Raw genomic sequence first — 23266 nt, 5'->3', positions numbered from 1 at the left:
TAAAACAAATAAAATAATATTATAAAGTAAACGAATAATTATTATTTTGAAAATATGAAAAAAGCCCATTTTTCAGCTTATATTAAGGTCAAAAAGATATAATTTTAACTTATATTTCTTAGTTTTGGCCCATTCGTCTAGCGGTTAGGACATCGCCCTTTCACGGCGGTAACACGAGTTCGAGTCTCGTATGGGTCACCATCTCTAAGTCGTATTTTTTAATCTTTCTTTATCAAGTCTTTCTTGCATAAGCTTTCTAGTGTTTTCAAGCCATTTTTCATTGTTTGTATCAACTATAGGCAAGGCTATCATTTTAAGTACCCCGCTACTAGCCGTAAAATTCTTAGTATCTAAAATTTTAGCTGAATCAACTATAAGAATAGGTTGTACTTTTATATTTAATTTTTGAGCTAGTACAGCTGCCCCACTTTGAAATTTAAGCAATTTTTCAGACTTTGAACGAGTTCCTTCTGGAAAGATAGATAGCACTCTACCCTCGCTAAGTCTTTGTTTTGCCTCTTTTAAAATGCGTACTAAATCCCTTGGGTTTTTTCTATCAATACATAAAAATTTAGGTCTTAGCATAGCTATTTTAAAAACTGGAATTTGGGCTAATTCTTTTTTTGCAATCCAGGCTAAATTTGCAGGGTATAAATCTTCGAGTGCGATAATATCAAGTACGCTTTGATGATTCATAATTATCATTTTTGCCTCTTTATCAAACTCGCCTTCTAAATCAATACTATAATTTATAATATATCTTTGCATTTTTGCCCAGTTGTGCCTAATTTTATAAATAATATTTTGATTTTTAAGAAAACAAAAAAAGATTAAAACTAATGCTACACTAAATATAAAATTACACCAATAAATTAAGGCTTTAATTCTTTTGTAAATCATTTTTATTTGCCCAGCCTATCTTGCCATCATTTAGCAAAATTTTAATATAATCTTGTCTATGACCTAAAATTTCAATGTCTTCATCGTTTTGGGCTGTGTAAAAATAAGTAGAGTTTTCAGTAGGCAAAATTTTAACCCTAGCCCCTGCTTTAAGTACGCCATTTTCTATGCTGGTATCTATTAAAAAGCCAGAAATAAAGCAAATAAAGGCAATTATTAAGGCTATGTAGCTGTGATTAAAGATAAACACTAAGATTATTAAAAGCCCTATTATCCAAAGTCCATATCTTTTATACTCGTTAAAATCCTTGCTTATAGGGTTTAAATCACTTTGTGTACTTAACTCATCATCGCTTAATTTTAATTTAAAACTGAAATTTTCAAGCTTTGCTGTTTCTTTATTAAAATAAGAAAAATCAAAATTTAATTTATTATTTGGCAAAATCGCATAATAATAAGCAGTAGAATTATTAAAATCACCCCTTAAATTCTCAACACCTTGCTTTTTAATGCCTTCAATGTAAAAGCTTTTAAGATTAGTATTTTGAGCGTTTAATTCTATCATCATAATATTATTTTCTGTGTCAAATTGACTCGTTTTAACCTTTTTTATATCCAAAGAAGAGGCCACTAAATGCGAAAAATCTTTATTTGTAGGCGTACTATCAAATCTTATAGAGTTGATTTCAAGCTTTGATTCTTGAAAGACCTTGTTATTTCTAGTAAGTTGGACAATGATACTATTTAAGATAGCATTTGAAGTTTTAGCCTCAAAAAATAATTGAGCCTTGTAAATATCATTATTTTGCACCCATTTTAAATTTGGATTTAAAAAACTAAGCTCATCATTTTTATCAAGCACAATCTTAAAATCAAAATTCGTATCTTCATTTGTCTTAACCTCAAGTTCTATAGAAAAAAGCTCACCAACATAAACATTTTGTGGATAATTTTGACTATTAAGAACTAAGGCACTTTGACTAATGTAAGGTACTTCTACATTTTTTTCAAAATCTGTATTTTCATCACTTGCACTTATACTTTGATAAATTTTTCTTTCTTCTTTTCCAAGCTTTTTAGTACTGCTTTTTGGGGTATCAAAAACTGAAACCTCTTGCTGAGCAAATAAGAAAAAAATGCTAATACAACATATAAATAATAATCTCAAATCAAGCCTTTTAACATTTTTAAGCCAACTTCATTGCCTAAAATTTTATCACAAGCCCTTTCAGGATGAGGCATAAGTCCAAAAATTTTTTTATTCTCATCACAAATTCCAGCTATATCACATATTGAACCATTTGGATTATCAACATATTTTAATAAAATTAAATCCTTATCTTGCAAAGTTTTTAAATCATTTTCATCTGCAAAATAATTACCCTCGCCATGTGCTATAGGCAAAGTTATAATCTCATCTTTTTTAAAATTTTGCAAAAAGGCATTGTCATTTGAAATTACTTTTAATCTTTGTTCTTTTGAGATAAAATTTAAATTTTTATTATGTTTCATGGCACCCTTTAAAAGTCCAAGTTCTAAAAGCATTTGAAAACCATTGCAAATTCCAAGTACAAAGCCTCCCTTTTTTACATGTCTTAAAACGCCCTTCATAGCAGGTGCAAATTTAGCAATGGCAGCACATCTTAAATAATCCCCATAAGAAAAACCTCCTGGCAAAACAACTAAATCAGCTTCAAAATCTTCATTTTCTTGCCAGATAATCTTTGTTTTTGCACCGATTTTTTCAAAGGCATAAGCTGTATCAAATTCACAATTTGTACCTAAAAATCTAATAATGGCTACCTTCATATCACAAGCTCATAATCTTCTATAACACTATTTACAAGCAATTCTTCGCACATCTTTTCAACCTCTTGCCTAGCCTTTGTTTCATCGCTTTCATCAAGGTCAATGCTAATTTGCTTAGCAATCTTAGTATCTTTTACATTGTGAAAACCAAGTGCGTGTAAGGCCTTTTGCGTAGCCTTTCCTTGTGGGTCTAAGACACCATCTTTTAAGAAAACATTTATGGTTATTTTCATTATTTTACCTTAACTTAAAATTCTTTTTAAAACCTCTTCATAAGCCATTTTAACATTGCCTAAATCTTGTCTAAATCTATCCTTATCAAGCTTTTCATTTGTATCCTTATCCCAAAAACGACAACTATCAGGGCTTATCTCATCAGCTAATACTAATTCATTATCCTTTGTCAAGCCAAGTTCTATTTTAAAATCAATTAATCTTAAATTTTTGGTATCAAAAAAGTTTAGCAAAATTTCATTTATCTTTCTTGCTATAGTTTTTATTTGTGCTATTTGTTCTTTATCCTTTACCAAATTTAAAAGTAAGCAGTGTTCATCATTTATAAATGGGTCGCCCAAGGCATCATCTTTTAAACAAAACTCAACCAAAGCAAAAGGTAAAACGGTTCCATCTTTTATGCCAAGTCTTTTTGTTAAAGACCCAGTGGCTACATTTCTAACTATAATTTCAATAGGTAAAATTTTGCATTTTTTAACAACTTGTTCGTTTTCGCTAATCACATCTACTAAATGAGTAAGAATTCCCTTTTGTTCAAGCAAGTGAAATAACTGAGTACTAATCTTACAATTTAAAGCACCCTTACCACTTTCATTACCCTTTTTTTCGGCATTAAAGGCAGTTAAATCATCCTTAAATTCACTTATTAATAAATTCTCATCATCGCTTTTATAAAGTCTTTTTCCCTTACCCTCGTAAAGTAATTCACCCTTTATCATTTGAATTTTCCTTTAATATTTAAAATTTTGATTGTATCAATTGCCGATTTTAACTGCACATCATCATTAATTTGTCTTTGAGTTATAAAGTATTTTTCATCCTTATCTTTTTTATCAACCTTTGTTTTAGAAAGCTTTTCAAGTTCACTTTCAAGGTGTTTTTTAAGGTCACTTTCTTTTATAGAAAAATTATTTTCAAGCATACTAACCTTGCCAGGAAATACCTCAACATCAGGCTTAACGCCAACTGCTTGAATGGTCCTACCACTTGGCAAATAATATCTTGCAATGGTTAGTCTTAAAGCCTCTGTTTTGCTTATTGGTATGATTTGCTGTACGCTTCCCTTACCAAAGGTATTTTCACCTACTATAACCGCCCTTTTTAAATCCTGTAAAGCCCCACTTACAATCTCACTAGCACTAGCACTTCCACCATTTACCAAAACAACTAAAGGAGCACTAGAAATTTTATTTTTAGGCTCGGCTTTATATTCTTGATTTTCAGATTGTACCCGTCCTTTTTGAACTACTATAACGCCATTATCTAAAAATAAATTACTCAAACCTATAGCTTGATTTAAAAGTCCTCCTGGATTTTGCCTTAAATCAAGTATAACACCCTTTACATTTGGGTATTTTCTAAGTTCCTTACTGGCCTTTTCAACTACATTTTCATCAAAATTTGTAACCCTTAAAAAAAGTATATTTTCATCTTCAATCATCTTAGCATAAACGCTTTCAACCTTTATAATATCCCTTATTAAACGCACTTCAAAAGGTTTTTGCAAACTTTGTCTATAAATGGTTAATTTAATAGGGGTATTTGGCTTTCCTCGCATTTTATCAACAGCATCATCTAAGGACATATCCAAGGTAGCCTCATCATCTATTTTAAGGATAATATCCCCTGTTTTTATACCAGCCTTATCAGCAGGGGTTCCCTCAATAGGGGCTATAACGCTCAATGCCCCATCCTTTAAGCCTACAGTAACGCCAAGTCCTCCAAATTTCCCACTTGTTTGAATTTTCATATCATTAAATTCTTTTTCATTTAAAAAAGAAGAATGAGCATCTAAATTTCCAAGCAGACCTGAAATTGATTTATCCACTAAATCGCTTATATTTTGATCATCCACATAATATTGTTCAACTATATCTAAGGCTTTTGTTAATTTATCTAAGGCATTTAAACGTTTAGTTATATCATCTTCTTTAGTGCTAGTTTTAGCCTCCAAAGAACTTGCAAAAAATACGCAAAGTACTAAACAGATAACAAAACCAGCAAAACTTGCTAAAATTCTTTTTTTATTCAAATTTATCTCCCATTTTGAAAATTAAGTTTAAATTCTAGTAAAAATTACTTAAAAATTTGTAAATGATAAAGAAAAAAATGAAGTTTTTAATTTTTAAATATTTTTATGTTAAAATTAAGCCATTTTTTAAAAAGGAAAGCTTATGAAATTTAGTGGAAAAAATGTTTTGATTACAGGGGCTAGTAAGGGTATAGGGGCTAGTATTGCAAATGTTTTAGCTAGTTTTGGTTTAAAGGTATGGATTAATTATAGAAGTAAGCCTGAACTTGCTGATGCTTTAAAAAAAGAGATTGAAAAGGCTGGTGGAATAGCAGCTGTGATTAATTTTGATGCTAGTATCGAAGAAGAATTTGAAAATGGCATTAAGACAATTATTCAAAGTGATGGAGAATTAAGCTATCTTGTCAATAACGCCGGAATAACCAATGATAAATTAGCCCTTAGAATGAGTTTAGATGATTTTAGCAAGGTAGTAAATACAAATTTATTTTCTGCCTTTTTAGGTTGTAAAGAAGCCTTAAAAGCAATGAGTAAAAAACGTTTTGGAGCCGTTGTAAATATAGCCTCAATAGTTGGTGAAATGGGTAATGCAGGACAGGTTAACTACTCAGCAAGCAAGGGTGGTATGATAGCCATGACAAAGTCCTTTGCAAAGGAAGGTGCAAGTAGAAATTTAAGATTTAACTGCGTTACACCAGGTTTTATTCAAAGTGATATGACTGAAATTTTAAGCGAAGAAATAAAGCAAAGTTATCAAAATAATATACCCCTAAAACGTTTTGCACAGCCTGAAGAGGTTGCAAATTGTGTAGCTTTTTTATTAAGTGATTATGCATCTTATGTGACAGGTGAAGTGCTTAAAATAAATGGTGGCTTATATATGTAATTATCTTAGAGTTAGTGTTTGCGTGGTTGGTTCTTCTTTTTTTATGCTTAAAAAATTCTCATTTATTAAAATATCAACCACGTCTTTAAATATAGGCAAGGCACTTTGGGCAGCATAATAACTATAAGGCTTTGTAGCATTTCTTACTAAAACACCTATGGTATAATTATTTTTTTCATCATTTGCAAAGCCAAAAAAAGATGAATTATAACGATTGCTTGCATAACCTTGACGTTCAGCAATCCTTGCAGTACCCGTTTTTCCACCTAAGGTTATACCTTGAGTTAAAGCCTTTCTACCCGTTCCTTTTTCTACCACACCAATTAGAATTTTTTGCATGGTTTTTGCAGCATCGCTTGAAAGAATTTTTTCTGTTTTTACCTCATCATTTAACTCAACAAAACGACCATTTTGATAAAATTTTTCAGCTAATCTAGGGGTAACATAAACCCCATCATTATTAAAGACATTATAAGCAGCTAAAAGTTGCATAAAGGTAGTTTTAAGCCCATAACCATAGCTTAAAACGGATTTTTCAATATCACGCATTTTTTTATGATTTGGCAACTCTCCTTTTTGTTCGTATGGTAAATCTATGCCACTTTTTTCACTAAATTTAAAGATTTTAAGCCCTGAAATAATTTCAAGATTGCTAAGTCTTTTTGCAATTTGTATCATTCCTATATTTGAAGAATACATAATAATCTCTTCTAAACTCATTTTATCTTCTTTATGGTCATCAGTTATAATAAATTTTCCAAGCTTATATTTGCCACCATAAGTATTAATTATCTCATTTTTCTTTAATTTACCAAGTTGCAAGGCCGTAGTAAAAATAAAAGGCTTTATAACCGAACCTGCCTCATATCCATATTCTATAGCACTTGCATTTAATACGGATAAATCCTTGCCTCTATTTTGAGGGTCGTATCTTCTCGAACTAACCAATGCTAAAAGCTTACCACTCTTACTTTCCATAACGCCTACAATAATCTCATTTGCCTTTAAATCATCATTTCTTATGTCAATTGCTTGTTCTATATTTTTTTGTAATTTTAAAAAAATGTTAAGATATAAATCACAACCATTTATTTTTCTTTGTAATAAAGAATTTGAATTTAAAATGATATTTCCACCTATATCCTTTAGCCCTTGAATTTTCTCATCTTGCAAGGGATTTAAACAAGCCTCGTAATATTTTTCAAGCCCCTTAACCCCTACATTTTTAAGTATTCCTACATTTTTATCTAAAATCGTTTTTGTATAACCTATAGCAGGAGTTAGGGTATTTGTTATAGGATAAATTCTATCTTCTTCATGTTCTATAATACTAAGCCCTCTTATTTCAACGCGTCCATTATTGTTAGTAAATGCCTTAAAAAAGCCTTGGGTATAAAGTTTTTTAGCTAAGTCTTTTAAATGATTTGCTTGTTTTGTGTCAAGTTCTTGTAATAAAACAAAATTATAAGAACGTTTTTTGTGATTTTGCATTCTTTTTTTTATATCGCTAATCTGTTTATCACTAATGCCACTATAAATTTGAAAAAGCTTTAAAAATAGGTCAATTTTATCGGTATTTATACTTCTTAAATCAATCTCAGCCCTGTAACTTTGCTTAGAACTTACAAGGGTAAAATTATCCTTTGTTATAATGTTTCCTCTTAGGGCTAGTGAATATTGGTCTTTTTCTGTGTTTGGGATATGTCTTTTTGAAGTAAGGAAAAAGGTAGAGCTTAAAAATATAAGCATAAGTAAAAACGCCATACAATAGGCAAATGCAACCTTTGAAACTCTATTTTTCCTATATTCTTGCATAAAGCTTAAACTTGTGTATTTTTAATTTCTTTATAAGCACTAATTGCCTTATTTCTCACTTCAAGCATAAATTTCATACTGGTTTCAGCCTTACTAATAGCAATAGCTGCTTGGTGTAAATCCTTCACCTCGCCAGTAGCAATATCAGTCATAGCAGCCTCAGCTGTTTCTTGGGTTTTATTTAAATCTTCAATAGATTCTTTTAACAAATTCGCAAATTCATCACCTATTCCCTTTTGGTTTTGGCTTTGAATGCCTGAATTTGCTACCTTGCTAAGTTGATTTAAATCGTTAATAGTATTCATTTACTAACTTCCTTGTAACAATTCAATCGCACTTTGGGCTATAGCCTTTGCACTTGTAAAGGCACTTACATTAGCTTGATAAGCCCTTGTTGCTTCTATTAAATCGGCCATTTCTATAACAGGGTTTATATTTGGATAGGCCACATACCCTTCTTCATTTGCATCAGGGTGTCCTGGTTCATACTTCATACGAAAATCAGTATCATCCCTAACAACCTTATCTACAATCACACTCATAATCGCAGGATTTGCATCTTCTGGTGCAAAAGAATCATTTAAAGGATTTTCATATTTTAAAAAATTATTATCCTCTTTGATTTGTTTGTTTAAAAGCTCATCAAATTCAGTAGCTTTAAAAACAACCGACCTGCGTCTATAAGGTCCTCCCTCAGCCGTTCTAGTAGTGTTAGCGTTTGCTATATTCGAACTTATAACATTCATTCTAAAACGTTGAGCACTTAATCCATAACCACTAATATCAAAATCACTTAAGTATGCCATAACTTACCTTTAACTTATTTTATATTTTTGAACTTGCGTCAATTATTGAAGTAAAAATATTACCCTGTCTTCTTAAAACACCATCAAGTGCTGTAATCATAGTAGTATTTTTACTCATCTCAGTAGTTTCCACATCTAAATCCACGGTATTTGCATCATTCCTTGCTAAATGTCCATCCCTTAAATAAATAATAGACTTATTTGGGTCTGGAAATTTCCAAGGTTGTTGGTGATTTTCATCTGTGTTTGCTAATTTTAACTCTTTGTTATCACCCTTTTTAAAAATTTCATTTGCCCTATTAACCAAAGCTGTTTCAAATTCTATATCCCTTGCCTTATAAAATGGAGTATCCACATTTGCAAGGTTTGAATTTATAACTTGATTTCTTAAATTCCTACCTGCTAGTGCCCCAACTACTAGTTCTTTTGATTTAAATGGATTAATCATCTTTTATCCTTTATTTTTTTCTTAACCAAGAACAAGCAAAAAGAATGCCAACTTTTAATTTCTTTGTCCATCAATGGCCTTATTGTGCTCGTTTAAATTCGTACTAAATATATGCTTTCCTGTTTTTTTATCGCGTACAAAATACAAATAAGGCGTATCTGGTGGATTTTTAGTAGCCTTTATAGCAGCGATTGAAACATTACAAACTGCGTCCTGAGGTAAGCCTAAATTTTTATAGGTATTATACGAACTTGTATCATTTCTTATACGCTCAGGACTCACCCTAACATGAGAATAAACACCATAATTTAAAGTACCATCCATTTGAAGTTTCATACCGATTTTTAAGCGATTATTAATAACACTTGCAACAAGTGGCATTTCTTCTTCACTTGCTGCTTCTTTTTGAATAACTGATGCCATTATTATAGTTTTATACCATTTTTTAGGATTATATTCTCCATATAACTTAGTACTCCATTCTTTGTGCTGTCTTTCAGAATGAGTAATTAATAATTTTATAAAATTTGCTTCTGAAATATTGCGTGGAATTTTATAAGTATCAGGTATTAACATACCTTCTTTAAATGGGGATTGTTTGTTAAATTCAAAAATTAATATATCTTTATCTAAATTAAATTTCTTAGCAACTTGTTCTAAAAAGATTATAGTAGTTTCACCGGGGATTAAAGTAATATTTTGCGTAGCAGCCTTAGCCTTTGTGAGCTTATATAAAAATTCAAATCTATTTAATTTTTCTTTACCTATGTTAATCCAGCCAGATTGTGGCCTCCCTATAAAACGCAAAATAAATTTATCAATATCGCTTAATACATAATTTTTTTGTTTAAATTGTGTTATAATGTCAGCTATTGAACCTTGAGGTACAAAAACGACCTCGCTACTAGTAAAAGGTTTAGTAAGATAAAAAAATAGCCCTATTATAAATATAATAAAGAGCTCAACTATGAAAAAAAAGATTTTATACACACTGCTTGTGCTAGTGGTATTATTTTTAGCATTATTTTTTGTATTAAAAAACGGCTTTTCCATATCTAGTATCCATCTTAATTTTGTAAATTTAGAACAATTATATATTAAATTAGATAAAAAACTAATTTTAAGGGCAAAAAATATTTCTTTTAAGCAAGATTCAAACTCAAGCACAAATTTAAAAACTATAGAAAAAAGCGTACACGAACTAGTAGATATAGCTACGAATTTAAATTATTTTTATACCTTTTTTCAAGAAGTAGATATAGAAAAAATATTGATTAATGATAACCATGTAAGAATTTTATACAAAGATAATGAATTTTTCTTACATAATAATTTTTTACTAGCAAATCTTAGCTTACATAGCCAGCCCGGTGCTTTATTTGCAAATATTAAAAATATACACTTAACAGATTATAATGCTGATATAGAAGGAAATTTAAGCATAGGCATAAAGAATAAATTTTACTCATTAAATGCAAAAATAAACTCACCTGTTATAAGTTTTAATACCTTGCTAAATTATAGACATTCTCAACTTTCTTATAAATTTGAAGATATTAATATACAAGATATTACTAAGCTTTTTGCACATATCCAAGAAAAAATTATATTGCCTAAAAGTTTGGTAGAATGGGTGATCGACAAGGCAAGGGCGGAATTTTATCATTTTCATTTTTTACAAGGTTTTGCAGATTTAAGAAAGAATAATTTTTATTTTAATGATATTAGTGCAAGTGCTACTGCTACAAATGTAGAAGTTAAACTAGATAAGGTAATGAATGCTATTAAAATTCCTAACCTGGACTTAAATTTAAGTAAACAAAAGATTGATTTTTACTTTCCAAAGGCAAGCTATAATAATGGTGATTTAAGTGGTAGCAAGGTGTATTTATACGATATTTTTGATGATAAAAAAATGGGAATTTACATAAAGATTAAGTCAAATTCCTTGCGTTTTGATGAAAAATTAAACAATGCCTTAAAACAATATGTATTTGAACTTCCTTTTTATCAAACAAGTGGGACTATGAAAAGCGAGTTAGAACTTAAAATTGACTTTGATGAAAGTGGAGAAGTACTTTATAATGGTAGCTTTACCCTAAATAATGTTGGAATTTCTCTTGCAGATTTTGTTATAAAACAAGCAAATGTTAAATTAAAACAAGATGACTTGCGTATAGAAAATGCAAGTGCTAAAAATGAATTTTTAGACTCAAATTTTAATGCAAATATAAATTTACAAACAAAAAAAGGAAGCTTTGATACGCATATAAATAGACTTCATTTTGAAGGACTTTTAGATATTTCAAATCAAGATACGATTTTAAATTTAGATTATACAAAGGATATTTTATTAAGCATTCCAAAGTGGCAATTAGAAATGAATTTTAATAAGGGTCTAACCCTAACCTTAAATGATTTAAACCTTTGCGTACAAAATTCAAGCCTACTTCAAGGCATGGGTATAATAGGTGGAAAAAGCATAACTTATAATAGTACAAATTTTGATGATTTTGATGCCCAGCTAACAGATATGAAATTTAATGGTTCATTTTTAAAGGCTGATAAAAGCGTGTATGAAAACGATACTTTTTATGTTACAAGGCAAAAAGGCGTTACTAAGATTAGTTCAAAAAGTAATCTTGCAAGTGCTACAATTACTTCAAATTTAAAAGAAATTCACCTTAAAAATTTAATTTATGTTTATAAAAATGATAAAGAAGGCAAGGAATTTAACATAGAAGATTATAAAGAAAATATAGAACTTGGGGGGGCAAATGTCGGCGTGATTTTAAAGGATTTTAATAAGACCTTAAATTTTGATAAGCTTGAATTTTCCCTTAAAAATAGTACTATGCAAGCAACAGCAAGTAAGAATAAGGCAAATTTTCGCCTTCACATGTCAAAGGATAAATTAAGTCTTGTAGCTAAAAATATGGATGATAATTTTATTAACACCTTTTTAGGCAAACAAGCCTTTAAAGAAGGAAATTTAAGCCTTTATGTAAGGGGGGATAATTTAAAATTTTTAAATGGAAGATTTGAACTTAGCAATACTTATGTAAAAGACTTAAAAGGAACGAATAATCTAATATCCTTCATAGACACAATCCCTAGCCTACTATTATTTAAAAGCCCTACTTTTAATAATAGTGGCTTAAAATTTGAAGAAGGAGTGGTAGCATTTGAGAAAAAAAAGGATTTAATAAATTTTACAACTATAAATTTAAATGGAGATAGCGTTGATATTTACGGGCTTGGCAATGCAAATTTAAGCGATAATTCAGTGGACTTTAACCTAGAATTAAAAACCTTAAAATCAGCCACTACAGCAATTGCCAGTGTGCCTATTTTAAACTACGTTCTTTTAGGAAAAAACAAAGAAATTTCAACCATTTTAAAGGTTGACGGAAGTATTGATAATCCTCAATTTCACACGCAAATTTTATTAGATACCCTAAAAACTCCTTTTAATTTAATAAGAAATATCATAATGCTACCTGTGAATTTATTTGACTTCGATGATTAGTTTTATAATAAAAAATAAAAAAAAGTTTAAATTTCCTCTTGCTTTTTTTTTAAATTTTACTATACTTTGCAATGAAATAAAAAAATAATATTTTAAAGGACAAAAAATGCACATTACTTACACTCTTACAGATGAGTCGCCAGCGCTTGCTACCTACTCGTTTTTACCAATAGTTAGAGCCTTTTTAAAAAAAGCTAATATAGTGGTTAAAACCTCGGATATTTCACTATCTGGTAGGATTATTGCTAATTTTGGCGAGTATTTAAAAGAAGAACAAAGATGTGAAGATGCCCTAGAAAACCTAGGCAAACTCGTAAAACAAGCAGATGCAAATCTAATCAAAACCCCAAATATCTCTGCTTCAATTCCTCAGCTCAAAACAGCGATTAAGGAACTTCAATCTAAAGGTTATATGTTACCAAATTACCCAGACGAGCCAAAAAATGATGAAGAAATTCAAATCAAGGCAAAATATCAAAAAATTTTAGGCTCAGCCGTTAATCCAGTACTTCGTCAAGGTAACTCAGATCGCCGTTCAACAAAGGCAGTTAAAGACTATGCAAGGAATAATCCTTACAGGGTTACTGAATTTAATCCAAATTCAAAAACCATAGTTTCTTATATGAAAGATGGCGATTTTTTTGATAATGAAAAGGCTGTTTTAATAAAAGAAGATTGTGTTGCAAGTATTGAATTTATTTCAAATAGTGGCAAAAGTGAAATTTTAAAAGACAATCTAAAATTAGAAAAAAATGAAATTTTAGATGCTACCTTTATGGATGTGGAAAAATTACAAGAATTTTATAGCGAACAAATTGAACTTTGCAAAAAAGAAGATATACTTTTTTCTCTACACTTAAAAGCAACTATGATGAAAGTAAGCGACCCTGTTCTTTTTGGTTATGCAGTTAAGGTTTTCTTTAAAGAATTATTTGCTGAGTTTAAAGATGAGTTAGAAAAACTTGGCGTTAATGCAAATAATGGACTTTCTGAACTTTTAAGCAAAATAGAAAATTCGCCTAAAAAAGATGAAATCTTAAAAAAATACAAAGAAATTTTAGATAAAAGTGCCAAAATTTCAATGGTAAATTCAGATAAAGGTATTACAAATTTACATGTACCAAGCGATGTTATAGTTGATGCGTCCATGCCTGCTATGTTAAAAAATGGTGCTAGACTTTGGGATAAGGATGGCAAAGAAAAAGATACAAACGCAGTTATCCCTGATAAAACCTATGCTACAATTTATGAAGCCGTGATTAAGGACTTACACAAGAATGGTACTTTAAATCCTAGTAAATTAGGTAGCGTTTCAAATGTAGGTTTAATGGCTAAAAAAGCACAAGAATATGGCTCACACGATAAAACTTTCATTGCAAAAGAAGATGGGATATTTAAAATAGTAGCAAATAATAAAACCTTGCTTGAACATAAGGTAAGAAAAGGTGATATTTATAGGGCGAATCAAGCTAAATTTGATGCTGTTATTAACTGGATAGATTTAGGCATTGAAAGAATGCAACTTAGTGGTGCTAAAGCGATTTTTTGGCTAGATGAAAAAAGGGCTAGTAATAAAATAATGATAGATTTAGTCAAAAAAAGATTAAATGAAAAAAACGTACAAATTGACATTTTAGAACCCTTTGAAGCTTGTTTAAAAAGCCTTGAATTAATCCGTGCTGGAAAGGATGCTATCTCAATAACAGGCAATGTTTTAAGAGATTACCTAACCGATTTATTCCCTATATTAGAACTTGGAACTAGTGCAAAAATGCTTTCGGTGGTGCCTATGTTAAATAATGGTGCTATGTTTGAAACAGGAGCTGGTGGATCAGCCCCTAAACAAGTAGAACAATTAGTAGAAGAAAATCACTTGCGTTGGGATAGCTTGGGTGAATTTCTAGCCTTACAAGCAAGTTTAGAATTTTACGCTCAAAAATGTAGCAACAATAAAGCAAAGGTTTTAGCAGCTTGTTTAGACGAAGCCATTGGAGAATGGCTTGAAAACAATAAAGCCCCTTCTAGAAAGGTAAAAGAAGATGATAATCGTACAAGTCATTTTTATTTAGCCCTTTACCTAGCAAATCATTTAGCAAGACAAGCAAATGACCTTGAATTGCAAAGTTTCTTTAAAGATATAGCCTTAGAATTAAGTTCAAATGAAGAAAAAATTCGTGCCGAATTTAACGATACACAAGGCATTAAGGTGGATTTAGGAGGCTATTATAAATTTGATGATGATAAAACAAATAAAATTATGAGACCAAGTGCTACATTTAATGCCATTATTGCAAAGATAGAAGCATAATGAAAATTACAATTATCGGTGCTGGACATGTTGGTGTAAGCATTACTTACGCCTTAATTTTAAGAGAATTTGCAGATGAACTTGTCTTAATTGATAAAAGCGATGAAATTTTAATAGCAAGGGAATTAGAGCTTGAACAAAGCATAGCTTCTTTTAATTTAGATATAAATTTAATCTGTACTCAAGATTATTCTTATACAAAAAATAGCGATATAGTTATATTTTGTGCAGGTTTAGCAAGGCAAGAAGGGCAAAGTAGACAAGAACTTTTGCAAATAAATACTGAAATTATGCTAAGTTGTGCAAAAAATATAAAAAAATATGTTGAGGACCCACTATTTATCATACTTACAAATCCTGTTGATTTTTTACTTAACACGCTTTATGAACATAAAATTTTTTCTACCAAAAAAATCATTGCCATGGCTGGAATTTTAGATAATGCCCGTTTTAAATACGAATTATCTAAAAAATTAAGGGTTAAAATGTCAAATATTGACACTAGATTAATCGGCTTTCATAATGATGATATGGTATTGTTAAAATCATACGCAAGGATTAATAATAAACCCTTGTCTGAGTTTTTAAACGAAGAAGGCTTTGAATATATTGAAAATGAAGTGAAAACGGGTGGGGCAAAGATTATTAGACATTTAAAATCCTCAGCCTACCTAGCACCAGCAGCAGCTTGTGTTAGAATGCTAGAAGCTACTAGGAGTGGTGAGTTTTTACCTATAAGTGTAATTTTAAATGGGGAATTAGGCGTCAAAAATAAAGCATTTGGCGTAATGGCTAGGCTTGGCTTAGAAGGTGTTATTGAGATAATGAAGCTTGATTTAAGTCAGGACGAAACAGACAAACTTGAAAAATCGTTAATCAAATATCATTACAAAGGAGAATAAATGAATATACACGAATATCAGGCAAAAGAAATTTTTGCAAGTTATAAGATACCTACTTTAAAGGGTAAGGTAGCATTTAGTGTTGATGAAGCAGTCGCAAACGCTAAAGAACTTGGAGGCAGTGTGTGGGCCGTAAAGGCTCAAATTCACGCTGGAGGTCGTGGCCTTGGAGGTGGTGTTAAAATTGCTAAAAATTTAGATGAAGTAAAAAGTTATGCAAGTCAAATTCTAGGTATGAATTTGGTTACTCACCAAACAGGACCAGAAGGAAAACTAGTCCAAAAACTATATATTGAAAGTGGTGCAAATATAGTAAAAGAATATTATTTGGCTATACTTTTTAATAGAATGGCTGAAAAAATCACTATCATTGCATCAAGCGAAGGTGGTATGGACATTGAAAAGGTAGCAAAGGAAAGCCCTGATAAAATCGCTAAGGTTAGCATAGACCCTCAAATTGGTTTTAAAATGTTTCATGGCTTAGAAGTTTCAAAGGTTTTAGGACTCAACAAGGATGAAAGCAAAAAATTAATTTCTATGATAGATAAGCTTTATAAACTATATATGGATAAAGATATGAATATGCTTGAGATTAATCCTTTAATCAAAACTGCTGAAGGCGATTTTTACGCACTTGATGCAAAATGTAGCTTTGATGATAGTGGACTTTATAGAAATCAAGACATAGCAACCCTTAGAGATATTAGCGAAGAAAATCCAGCTGAAAGAGAGGCCTCTGAATTTGGATTAAGTTATGTTAAACTTGATGGAGATGTTGCTTGCATGGTTAATGGTGCAGGTTTAGCAATGGCTACTATGGATATTATTAATTATAGTGGGGCAAAACCAGCAAATTTCTTAGATGTTGGTGGTGGGGCTAGTGCTGAAACCGTGGCTAAGGCCTTTGAGATTATTTTAAGAGATAAAAATGTAAAGGTTATTTTCATAAATATATTTGGTGGAATCGTTCGTTGCGATAGAATTGCAAATGGAATTTTAGAAGCTACTAAAAATGTTGAAGTAAATGTTCCTGTTGTTGTTCGCCTTGATGGTACAAATGCAGCAGAGGCAAAGGCAATCTTAGAAAATTCAAATCTTACAAATGTAAAAGCAGCTACTGATTTAAAAAGTGGTGCAGAGCTTGTAAAAAGTTTAATATAAGGAAAAATAATGAGTATTTTAGTTAATAAAAACACAAAGGTTATAGTTCAAGGTTTTACAGGCAAAGAGGCAACTTTTCATGCTGAACAATGCATAGCATATGGTACAAATATAGTAGGTGGAGTTACTCCTCACAAAGGTGGACAAACTCACCTTGGAAAGCCTGTTTTTGATACAGTTGCAGAGGCAGTAAAGGCAACTAGGGCTGATGTTAGCCTTATTTTTGTACCAGCTTTTGCTGTTGGAGATAGTGTTATAGAAGCAGCTGATGCAGGTATTAAACTTGCAGTTGTTATCACTGAACACACACCTGTAAAGGATATGATGTTTGCTAAAAATTATGCAAATAAAAAAGGCATGAAAATCATAGGTCCAAATTGCCCTGGTATTATTACTTCTGATGAGTGTAAGCTTGGAATTATGCCTGGTTTTATCTTTAAAAAAGGTTGCGTTGGTTTAATTTCAAAATCAGGTACTCTAACTTATGAGGCTGCTAATCAAGCTGTAAAAGCTGGATATGGAATTTCAACAGCTGTTGGTATAGGTGGGGACCCTATTATAGGTCTAGCTTATAAAGAACTTTTAAGCGAATTTCAAAAAGATGATGAAACAAAGGCTATTATAATGATAGGTGAGATAGGTGGAAGTCTTGAAATTGAGGCTGCTAAATTTATAAAAGAAAATATTACTAAACCTGTTGTTGCCTTTATAGCCGGTGCTACTGCTCCAAAAGGTAAGAGAATGGGACATGCTGGTGCTATTGTTGGAAGTGCTGATGAAAGTGCGGCTGCGAAAAAAGAAGCACTTAGAAGTTATGGGATTAAAGTCGCTGATTCACCAGCCTTAATAGGTGAAGAAGTTAAAAAGATTTTAGGTTAAAAGGAAAATATTATGAGTATAAATGCTCCAAAAGACACACCCGTTTGGGTTGATGAAAAAAGGTGCAAAGCTTGTAATATCTGCGTTAGCTACTGCCCTGCTGGGGTTTTAGCTATGCGCGATGATGTACAAGCCGTACTAGGACAAATGATTGAAGTAGTACATCCTGATTCCTGTATAGGTTGTGCAGAATGCGAAGTACATTGTCCTGATTTTGCTATCATGGTAGCAAAAAGAGATGAATTTAAATTTGCTAAATTAACGCCTGAATCAAAAGATAGAGCTTTGGCTGTAAAAAATAATAAATATAAAAAATTAAATTCTTAGGACAAAAAAATGAGAGAAGTTATAGCAACAGGAAATGTTTTAATTGCACAGGCTGCAATTGATTGTGGATGTAGATTTTTTGGGGGTTATCCTATAACTCCAAGTTCAGAAATAGCACACGAATTAAGCCATATGCTACCTGCAAATGATGGTACCTTTATACAAATGGAGGATGAAATTTCAGGCATTAGTGTAACAATAGGTGCTTCTATGAGTGGTACTAAGGCAATGACAGCAAGTAGTGGTCCTGGAATTTCATTAAAGGCTGAACAAATAGGTCTTGCTTTTATAGCTGAAATTCCACTTGTTATTGTAAATGTTATGCGTGGTGGTCCTTCAACTGGTCTTCCAACTCGCGTTGCACAAGGAGATTTATTCCAAGCAAAGGCCCCAACTCATGGCGATTTTGCTAGTATAGCAATAGCCCCTGCCTCGCTTGAAGAAGCCTATTTAGAAACCGTAAGGGCCTTTAATTTAGCAGAAAAATTTATGACCCCTGTATTTTTATTAATGGATGAAACAGTAGGACATATGAATGGTAAGGCTGTGATACCTGATGCAAAGGATATTGAGATTATTAATAGGGCTAAATTTACTGGCGATAAAAAAGAATATAAGGCTTATAAGGCAGAGGCTAATCAACCAGCTACTTTAAATCCATTTTTCACAGGTTATCGTTACCATGTAACAGGACTTCACCATGGAGAAATAGGCTTTCCAACAGAAGATGGCGAATTGGTTAAGAAAAATATGGAAAGGCTTATAGGCAAAATTAAAAATCGCAAAAATGAAATTTGCAAATGGGAAGAATATAAGCTTGATGATGCTGAATTTCTTATAATTGCTTATGGTAGCGTTAGTCGTTCGGCAAAAGAAGCCATTAATAGACTAAGAGAAGAAGGCATTAAGGTAGGGCTTTTTAGACCTATTACCCTTTATCCAGTAGCCGAAGAAAAAATCGCGCAAATAGTTAATAAATTTAAAAAAGTAATGGTAAGTGAGCTTAATATGGGTCAATACCTTGAAGAGATTGAAAGGGTAAGTAGTAGAAGAGATTTTATAAGCTTACATAGGGCAAATGGGCGACCTATTACACCAAGTGAAATTATCGCAAAAATAAAGGAGAATTTGTAATGGCTTTTGATTATGATGAATATTTACGCGTAGATAAATTGCCTACGCAATGGTGTTGGGGTTGTGGTGATGGCGTTGTTTTAAAGGCTATTATTAGGGCTATTCAAAAAATCGGCTGGAATATGGATGATGTGTGCTTAGTTTCTGGTATAGGTTGTAGTGGAAGAATGAGTTCTTATGTAAATTGCAACACAGTTCATACTACACATGGTAGGGCGATTGCCTATGCTACAGGTATAAAATTAGCAAATCCTAGCAAACATGTAATAGTAGTTAGTGGGGATGGCGATACACTAGCAATTGGAGGAAACCATACCATTCATGGCTGTCGTAGAAATATAGATTTAACTCATATTGTAATTAACAATTTTATTTACGGACTTACAAATTCTCAAACCTCTCCTACTACTCCAAAGGGCTTTTACACAGTTACAGCACAATTTGGTAACATTGACCCAAATTTTGATGCTTGCAAACTTACTCAAGCTGCTGGAGCTTCCTTTGTAGCAAGGGGCAATATAATCGAGGCAAAAAAGCTTGAAAATTTAATCTTTAAGGCCTTAGAACATAAGGGTTATAGCTTTGTTGATGTTTTTTCAAACTGCCATATAAATTTAGGTAGAAAAAATAAAATGGGCGAGGCTGTTTCTGTGCTTGAGTGGATAAAATCTCGCATTGTTGATAAAGCTGAATTTGATAAAATGGACTTTGAACAAAGAAAAGATAAATTCCCAACAGGCATTTTATACCAAGATGAAAGCCAGCCTGAATACTGCCATGCTTATGAAGAAGTTCGTAGGGCAGCAAAAGAAAAAAGAATGGTTGATTTAGGAGCTTTAAAATGAAATATCAATTAAGATTTGGCGGTGAGGGCGGTCAAGGCGTTATTACCGCTGGTGAAATTTTAGCCGAAGCAGCTATTAAAGAAGGTAGAAGTGCTTTTAAGGCCTCAACTTATACCTCGCAAGTTCGTGGAGGTCCTACAAAGGTTGACATTATTATTGATGAGAATGAAATTTTATTCCCTTATGCTATAGAAGGCGAGGTTGATTTTATGCTTTCAACTGCTGATAAAGGTTATAAGGGCTTTAAAAGTGGGGTTAAAGATGGTGGCATTATAGTTGTAGAACCAAATTTAGTACACCCAGAACAAGATGATTATAAAAAATGGAAAATCTTTGAAATTCCTATTATTACCATAGCAAAGGATGAAGTAGGAAATGTAGCTACTCAATCAGTAGTAGCCTTAGCCATAGCTGCTTATATGAGTAAGTGCATAGACTTAGACGTTTTAAAAGAAACCATGCTACATATGGTACCTGCTAAAACAAGGGATGCAAATGCTAAGGCCTTTGATTTAGGTATTAAATACGCAAAGGAAGCTGCTCCACATAGTTAGAAAGGCAATGCCTTTCTAACTTATTATAAAATAATTTTAAAAAATTTCTCTTAAACTTGACAATAATAGACTAAAGTTATATAATACTACCAATATAAAGTTTAAGGAGAAAAAATGTCAAATATACAAGAATTTTTAACAGACTCAATGCAAGCAAGTGTAGATAGTGCTATATCTTTGGCTATACACACTAAAAATAACGAAGTAGAGCCCTTGCATCTTTTATGGGCATTAAGCGTTGATAGTACTAGTATTTTTAATCAAATTTTAAATAAAATGAATGTTTCAAAGGAGGCTTTAATACTTGAGATTAAAAGCCAGGTTGCAAAATTGCCTACTAGTTCAAATGTAAATCGCGATAATATCAGATTTTCAAATGAATTTATGAATTCACTTGAAAGGGCTAAGGGATTAATGAGTGCAAATGGTGATAGCTTTTTAAGCGTTGATACTTGGATTGTAAGTGAAAGTAAGGATTCAAAGGTTATTAAAGAAATTCTAACAAAATTCATGGATTTAAAAGAATTACAAAAGGAATTTCAAACACTAAGGGCAGGTCGTAATATAGATAGTAAAAGTGCTGATGAAACCCTAGATAGCCTTAATAAATTTGGTATAGATTTAACAAAAAAGGCAAATAATGGTGAGCTTGACCCTATTATAGGAAGAGAAGAAGAAATTCAAAGATTAATGCAAATTTTAATTAGAAAAACAAAAAACAATCCTATCTTGCTTGGAGAACCTGGCGTTGGTAAAACAGCTATTGTAGAGGCCTTAGCCCAAAGAATAGTAAAAAAAGATGTGCCTACTTCTTTGCAAAATCAAAAGGTAATAGCCCTTGATATGAGTGCTTTAATAGCTGGGGCAAAATATAGGGGTGAATTTGAAGATAGATTAAAAGCTGTAATAAACGAGGTAATAAAGTCTGAAAATGTGATACTTTTCATTGATGAAATTCACACTATTGTAGGGGCTGGTGCAAGTGAGGGTAGTATGGATGCTGCAAATATCTTAAAACCAGCACTTGCAAGGGGAGAACTTCATACAATTGGGGCTACCACGCTTAAAGAATATAGAAAATATTTTGAAAAAGATGCTGCTTTACAACGTAGGTTTCAGCCTGTAAATGTAAACGAACCAAGCGTTAACGAGGCCTTAGCAATGCTTAGAGGCATTAAAGAAAGACTTGAAATTCATCATAATGTTAGCATAACAGATAGTGCCCTAGTAGCTGCTGCAAAGCTTTCAAAAAGGTATATTTCTGATCGCTTTTTGCCCGATAAGGCCATTGATTTAATAGATGAGGCGGCTGCTGAGTTAAAAATGCAAATTGAATCAGAGCCTAGTTCGCTAAGAAAGGTTAGAAAAGAGATTGAAACCTTGCAAGTTGAAAATGAAGCCTTAAAAATGGAAAATAAAGAAAGCAATCAAAAAAGGCTTAGTGAGATTGTAAAAGAACTAGCAAATTTAAAGGAAAGGCAAAATCACTTACAAGCACAATTTGAAAACGAAAAGCAAGTTTTTGAGGCCATTAGTGTCAAGAAAAAAGAGATTGATTTATTGCGCTATGAAGCAAGTATGGCTAAAAGAGATAGTGAATTTCAAAAGGCTGCTGAGATTGAATATGGCAAAATTCCAAGCATTAGCAAGGAAGTACAAGAATTAGAACTTAAATGGCAAAATATGAGCAAGGAAGGAGTACTACTTAAAAACGAGGTGGATGAGGATATGGTCGCTGGAATTTTAAGTAAATGGACTGGAATTAGCGTTAAAAAAATGCTTACTAGTGAAAAGCAAAAATTTTTGCAAGTTGAAGAACATTTAAAAGAAAGTGTAATCGGGCAAGATAAGGCCTTAAATGCTTTAGCAAGGGCCATTAAACGCAATAAAGCTGGATTAAATGCTGGTAATAAGCCAATAGGTAGCTTTTTATTCTTAGGTCCAACAGGGGTTGGAAAAACTCAATCTGCTAAGGCTTTGGCTAAATTTTTATTTGATGATGAAAAGGCAATGATTCGCTTTGATATGAGTGAATTTATGGAAAAACATAGTGTTTCAAGGCTTTTAGGGGCACCTCCTGGATATATAGGGCATGAAGAAGGAGGAGAATTAACAGAGGCTGTGCGTAGAAAGCCTTATTCTGTGCTTTTATTTGATGAAGTTGAAAAGGCACACCAAGATGTTTTTAACATACTTTTAGGAATTTTGGATGATGGCAGAGCTACTGATAGCAAGGGCGTAACAGTTGATTTTAAAAACACTATTATAATCTTAACCTCAAATATAGCCTCAGATGCCATTTTTAAGCTTAAAGGTAAAGAACAAGAAGATGCTATAAACGTAGCACTTAAAAACTTTTTTAGACCTGAATTTTTAAATAGATTAGATGATATTATCACCTTTAATCCACTTGGAAAAGATGAGGCCTATGAGATAGTAAAATTATTATTTGTGGATTTGCAAAAAATTCTAACTAGTAAGGGTATAAAAGCTAGTTTAAGCGAGGATGCGACTTTACTTATAGCAAACGAGGGCTTTGACCCTGATTTTGGGGCTAGGCCTTTAAAAAGGGCACTTTATGATTTAGTTGAAGATAAACTTAGCGATATGCTTTTAAGCGATGAGATAAAAGAAGAGGACGAGCTTTTAATAGATGCAAAAGATGATAAAATAATCATTAACAAAATATAAATTTCT

22 protein-coding genes and 1 tRNA gene are annotated in these 23266 nt (G+C 31.8%); 12 read left to right on the top strand and 11 right to left on the bottom strand.

Going from position 1 to position 23266, the window contains the following annotated elements; all coding sequences use genetic code 11:
• The first annotated feature begins 126 nt into the window (after positions 1–126).
• A tRNA-Glu gene (locus FMM56_RS00570) sits at positions 127–201 on the top strand.
• 3 nt (positions 202–204) lie between these two features.
• Here the strand turns inward: FMM56_RS00570 and FMM56_RS00565 are convergent.
• Genes FMM56_RS00565 through FMM56_RS00540 form a run of 6 tightly spaced genes read right to left on the bottom strand, consistent with a single transcriptional unit; the run spans position 205 to position 4975 of the window.
• Entirely contained in the window at positions 205–900 is a 696-nt protein-coding gene (locus FMM56_RS00565; RefSeq protein ID WP_150207430.1) for a lysophospholipid acyltransferase family protein, read from the bottom strand.
• Positions 881–2068 carry a hypothetical protein gene (locus FMM56_RS00560; protein WP_223810427.1) on the bottom strand — a complete coding sequence of 396 codons (1188 nt, stop codon included), beginning with the start codon at positions 2066–2068 and terminating at the stop codon, positions 881–883. Before FMM56_RS00560 ends, FMM56_RS00565 begins: the two co-directional genes overlap by 20 nt.
• Entirely contained in the window at positions 2065–2709 is a 645-nt protein-coding gene (gene purQ / locus FMM56_RS00555; RefSeq protein ID WP_150139404.1) for a phosphoribosylformylglycinamidine synthase I, read from the bottom strand. The genes FMM56_RS00560 and purQ overlap by 4 nt, the downstream gene beginning before the upstream one ends.
• A complete protein-coding gene (purS, locus tag FMM56_RS00550) occupies positions 2706–2942 on the bottom strand; it encodes a phosphoribosylformylglycinamidine synthase subunit PurS (protein WP_150139402.1) in 237 nt (78 codons plus the stop codon). The genes purQ and purS overlap by 4 nt, the downstream gene beginning before the upstream one ends.
• Positions 2943–2951: 9 nt before the next feature.
• Entirely contained in the window at positions 2952–3662 is a 711-nt protein-coding gene (purC, locus tag FMM56_RS00545; protein WP_150139400.1) for a phosphoribosylaminoimidazolesuccinocarboxamide synthase, read from the bottom strand.
• Complete coding sequence (locus FMM56_RS00540) at positions 3659–4975, bottom strand: S41 family peptidase (protein WP_150207428.1); 1317 nt, start codon at positions 4973–4975, stop codon at positions 3659–3661. The genes purC and FMM56_RS00540 overlap by 4 nt, the downstream gene beginning before the upstream one ends.
• 142 nt (positions 4976–5117) lie before the next feature.
• Here FMM56_RS00540 and fabG point away from each other — a divergent pair, with 142 nt between their 5' ends.
• The gene (gene fabG / locus FMM56_RS00535; RefSeq protein ID WP_150207426.1) at positions 5118–5861 is read left to right on the top strand and encodes a 3-oxoacyl-ACP reductase FabG; all 744 of its coding nucleotides are present in this window, start codon (positions 5118–5120) and stop codon (positions 5859–5861) included.
• On the opposite strand, the gene FMM56_RS00530 is transcribed toward fabG, so the two are convergent.
• Genes FMM56_RS00530 through mltG form a run of 5 tightly spaced genes read right to left on the bottom strand, consistent with a single transcriptional unit; the run spans position 5862 to position 9983 of the window.
• Positions 5862–7676 carry a peptidoglycan D,D-transpeptidase FtsI family protein gene (locus FMM56_RS00530; protein ID WP_150139395.1) on the bottom strand — a complete coding sequence of 605 codons (1815 nt, stop codon included), beginning with the start codon at positions 7674–7676 and terminating at the stop codon, positions 5862–5864.
• Between the two features lie 5 nt (positions 7677–7681).
• Positions 7682–7981 carry a flagellar hook-basal body complex protein FliE gene (gene fliE, locus FMM56_RS00525; protein WP_150139393.1) on the bottom strand — a complete coding sequence of 100 codons (300 nt, stop codon included), beginning with the start codon at positions 7979–7981 and terminating at the stop codon, positions 7682–7684.
• A 3-nt stretch (positions 7982–7984) separates the two neighbouring features.
• Positions 7985–8482 (bottom strand): flagellar basal body rod protein FlgC, encoded by a 498-nt coding sequence (gene flgC / locus FMM56_RS00520; RefSeq protein WP_150139391.1) that lies wholly within the window; start codon positions 8480–8482, stop codon positions 7985–7987.
• Positions 8483–8501: 19 nt separating this feature from the next.
• Positions 8502–8930: a flagellar basal body rod protein FlgB gene (gene flgB / locus FMM56_RS00515; RefSeq protein ID WP_150139389.1), complete on the bottom strand. Its 429-nt coding sequence runs from the start codon at positions 8928–8930 to the stop codon at positions 8502–8504.
• Between the two features lie 54 nt (positions 8931–8984).
• Positions 8985–9983, bottom strand: coding sequence for an endolytic transglycosylase MltG (gene mltG, locus FMM56_RS00510; protein ID WP_150139387.1), 999 nt, complete (start codon positions 9981–9983; stop codon positions 8985–8987).
• Between mltG and FMM56_RS00505 the strand changes: the two genes are divergently transcribed.
• The 10 genes from FMM56_RS00505 (at position 9898) to FMM56_RS00460 (ending at position 23260) form a co-directional block, all read left to right on the top strand.
• The gene (locus FMM56_RS00505) at positions 9898–12459 is read left to right on the top strand and encodes an AsmA-like C-terminal domain-containing protein (RefSeq protein ID WP_150151406.1); all 2562 of its coding nucleotides are present in this window, start codon (positions 9898–9900) and stop codon (positions 12457–12459) included. The two genes, mltG and FMM56_RS00505, sit on opposite strands and share 86 nt — an antisense overlap.
• Positions 12460–12565: 106 nt before the next feature.
• Positions 12566–14767 carry an NADP-dependent isocitrate dehydrogenase gene (locus FMM56_RS00500; RefSeq protein ID WP_150151403.1) on the top strand — a complete coding sequence of 734 codons (2202 nt, stop codon included), beginning with the start codon at positions 12566–12568 and terminating at the stop codon, positions 14765–14767.
• Positions 14767–15669 carry a lactate/malate family dehydrogenase gene (locus tag FMM56_RS00495; RefSeq protein WP_150139382.1) on the top strand — a complete coding sequence of 301 codons (903 nt, stop codon included), beginning with the start codon at positions 14767–14769 and terminating at the stop codon, positions 15667–15669. Before FMM56_RS00500 ends, FMM56_RS00495 begins: the two co-directional genes overlap by 1 nt.
• Positions 15670–16830, top strand: coding sequence for an ADP-forming succinate--CoA ligase subunit beta (gene sucC, locus FMM56_RS00490; RefSeq protein ID WP_150139380.1), 1161 nt, complete (start codon positions 15670–15672; stop codon positions 16828–16830).
• A gap of 9 nt (positions 16831–16839) precedes the next feature.
• Positions 16840–17709: a succinate--CoA ligase subunit alpha gene (sucD, locus tag FMM56_RS00485; protein ID WP_150139378.1), complete on the top strand. Its 870-nt coding sequence runs from the start codon at positions 16840–16842 to the stop codon at positions 17707–17709.
• A gap of 12 nt (positions 17710–17721) precedes the next feature.
• Positions 17722–18036, top strand: a complete 315-nt coding sequence (locus FMM56_RS00480; protein WP_150139376.1) for a 4Fe-4S dicluster domain-containing protein — start codon at positions 17722–17724, stop codon at positions 18034–18036.
• Between the two features lie 9 nt (positions 18037–18045).
• Positions 18046–19170, top strand: coding sequence for a 2-oxoglutarate synthase subunit alpha (locus FMM56_RS00475; protein ID WP_150207425.1), 1125 nt, complete (start codon positions 18046–18048; stop codon positions 19168–19170).
• Positions 19170–20015, top strand: a complete 846-nt coding sequence (locus FMM56_RS00470; protein WP_150139372.1) for a 2-oxoglutarate ferredoxin oxidoreductase subunit beta — start codon at positions 19170–19172, stop codon at positions 20013–20015. The genes FMM56_RS00475 and FMM56_RS00470 overlap by 1 nt, the downstream gene beginning before the upstream one ends.
• Positions 20012–20569 carry a 2-oxoacid:acceptor oxidoreductase family protein gene (locus FMM56_RS00465; RefSeq protein WP_150139370.1) on the top strand — a complete coding sequence of 186 codons (558 nt, stop codon included), beginning with the start codon at positions 20012–20014 and terminating at the stop codon, positions 20567–20569. The genes FMM56_RS00470 and FMM56_RS00465 overlap by 4 nt, the downstream gene beginning before the upstream one ends.
• A gap of 114 nt (positions 20570–20683) precedes the next feature.
• On the top strand, positions 20684–23260 hold the full coding sequence (locus tag FMM56_RS00460) for an ATP-dependent Clp protease ATP-binding subunit (protein WP_150207423.1): 2577 nt from the start codon (positions 20684–20686) through the stop codon (positions 23258–23260).
• Positions 23261–23266 lie beyond the last annotated feature (6 nt).

It is taken from the genome of Campylobacter sp. LR264d (assembly GCF_008633895.1).
Classification (GTDB): Bacteria; Campylobacterota; Campylobacteria; order Campylobacterales; family Campylobacteraceae; genus Campylobacter_D.
Note: the sequence above shows the minus strand (reverse complement) of the source record. Positions and strands in the feature narration are given on the sequence as shown.

Coding starts and splice junctions, on each gene's coding strand:
- mltG (WP_150139387.1), bottom strand. CDS start 9,983: ATGGAAAAGCCGTTTTTTAATACAAAAAATAATGCTAAAAATAATACC.
- sucC (WP_150139380.1), top strand. CDS start 15,670: ATGAATATACACGAATATCAGGCAAAAGAAATTTTTGCAAGTTATAAG.
- FMM56_RS00530 (WP_150139395.1), bottom strand. CDS start 7,676: ATGCAAGAATATAGGAAAAATAGAGTTTCAAAGGTTGCATTTGCCTAT.
- fabG (WP_150207426.1), top strand. CDS start 5,118: ATGAAATTTAGTGGAAAAAATGTTTTGATTACAGGGGCTAGTAAGGGT.
- FMM56_RS00470 (WP_150139372.1), top strand. CDS start 19,170: ATGGCTTTTGATTATGATGAATATTTACGCGTAGATAAATTGCCTACG.
- FMM56_RS00500 (WP_150151403.1), top strand. CDS start 12,566: ATGCACATTACTTACACTCTTACAGATGAGTCGCCAGCGCTTGCTACC.
- FMM56_RS00460 (WP_150207423.1), top strand. CDS start 20,684: ATGTCAAATATACAAGAATTTTTAACAGACTCAATGCAAGCAAGTGTA.
- FMM56_RS00480 (WP_150139376.1), top strand. CDS start 17,722: ATGAGTATAAATGCTCCAAAAGACACACCCGTTTGGGTTGATGAAAAA.
- flgC (WP_150139391.1), bottom strand. CDS start 8,482: ATGGCATACTTAAGTGATTTTGATATTAGTGGTTATGGATTAAGTGCT.
- FMM56_RS00495 (WP_150139382.1), top strand. CDS start 14,767: ATGAAAATTACAATTATCGGTGCTGGACATGTTGGTGTAAGCATTACT.
- FMM56_RS00475 (WP_150207425.1), top strand. CDS start 18,046: ATGAGAGAAGTTATAGCAACAGGAAATGTTTTAATTGCACAGGCTGCA.
- FMM56_RS00565 (WP_150207430.1), bottom strand. CDS start 900: ATGATTTACAAAAGAATTAAAGCCTTAATTTATTGGTGTAATTTTATA.
- flgB (WP_150139389.1), bottom strand. CDS start 8,930: ATGATTAATCCATTTAAATCAAAAGAACTAGTAGTTGGGGCACTAGCA.
- sucD (WP_150139378.1), top strand. CDS start 16,840: ATGAGTATTTTAGTTAATAAAAACACAAAGGTTATAGTTCAAGGTTTT.
- purS (WP_150139402.1), bottom strand. CDS start 2,942: ATGAAAATAACCATAAATGTTTTCTTAAAAGATGGTGTCTTAGACCCA.
- purQ (WP_150139404.1), bottom strand. CDS start 2,709: ATGAAGGTAGCCATTATTAGATTTTTAGGTACAAATTGTGAATTTGAT.
- purC (WP_150139400.1), bottom strand. CDS start 3,662: ATGATAAAGGGTGAATTACTTTACGAGGGTAAGGGAAAAAGACTTTAT.
- FMM56_RS00465 (WP_150139370.1), top strand. CDS start 20,012: ATGAAATATCAATTAAGATTTGGCGGTGAGGGCGGTCAAGGCGTTATT.
- FMM56_RS00505 (WP_150151406.1), top strand. CDS start 9,898: ATGAAAAAAAAGATTTTATACACACTGCTTGTGCTAGTGGTATTATTT.
- fliE (WP_150139393.1), bottom strand. CDS start 7,981: ATGAATACTATTAACGATTTAAATCAACTTAGCAAGGTAGCAAATTCA.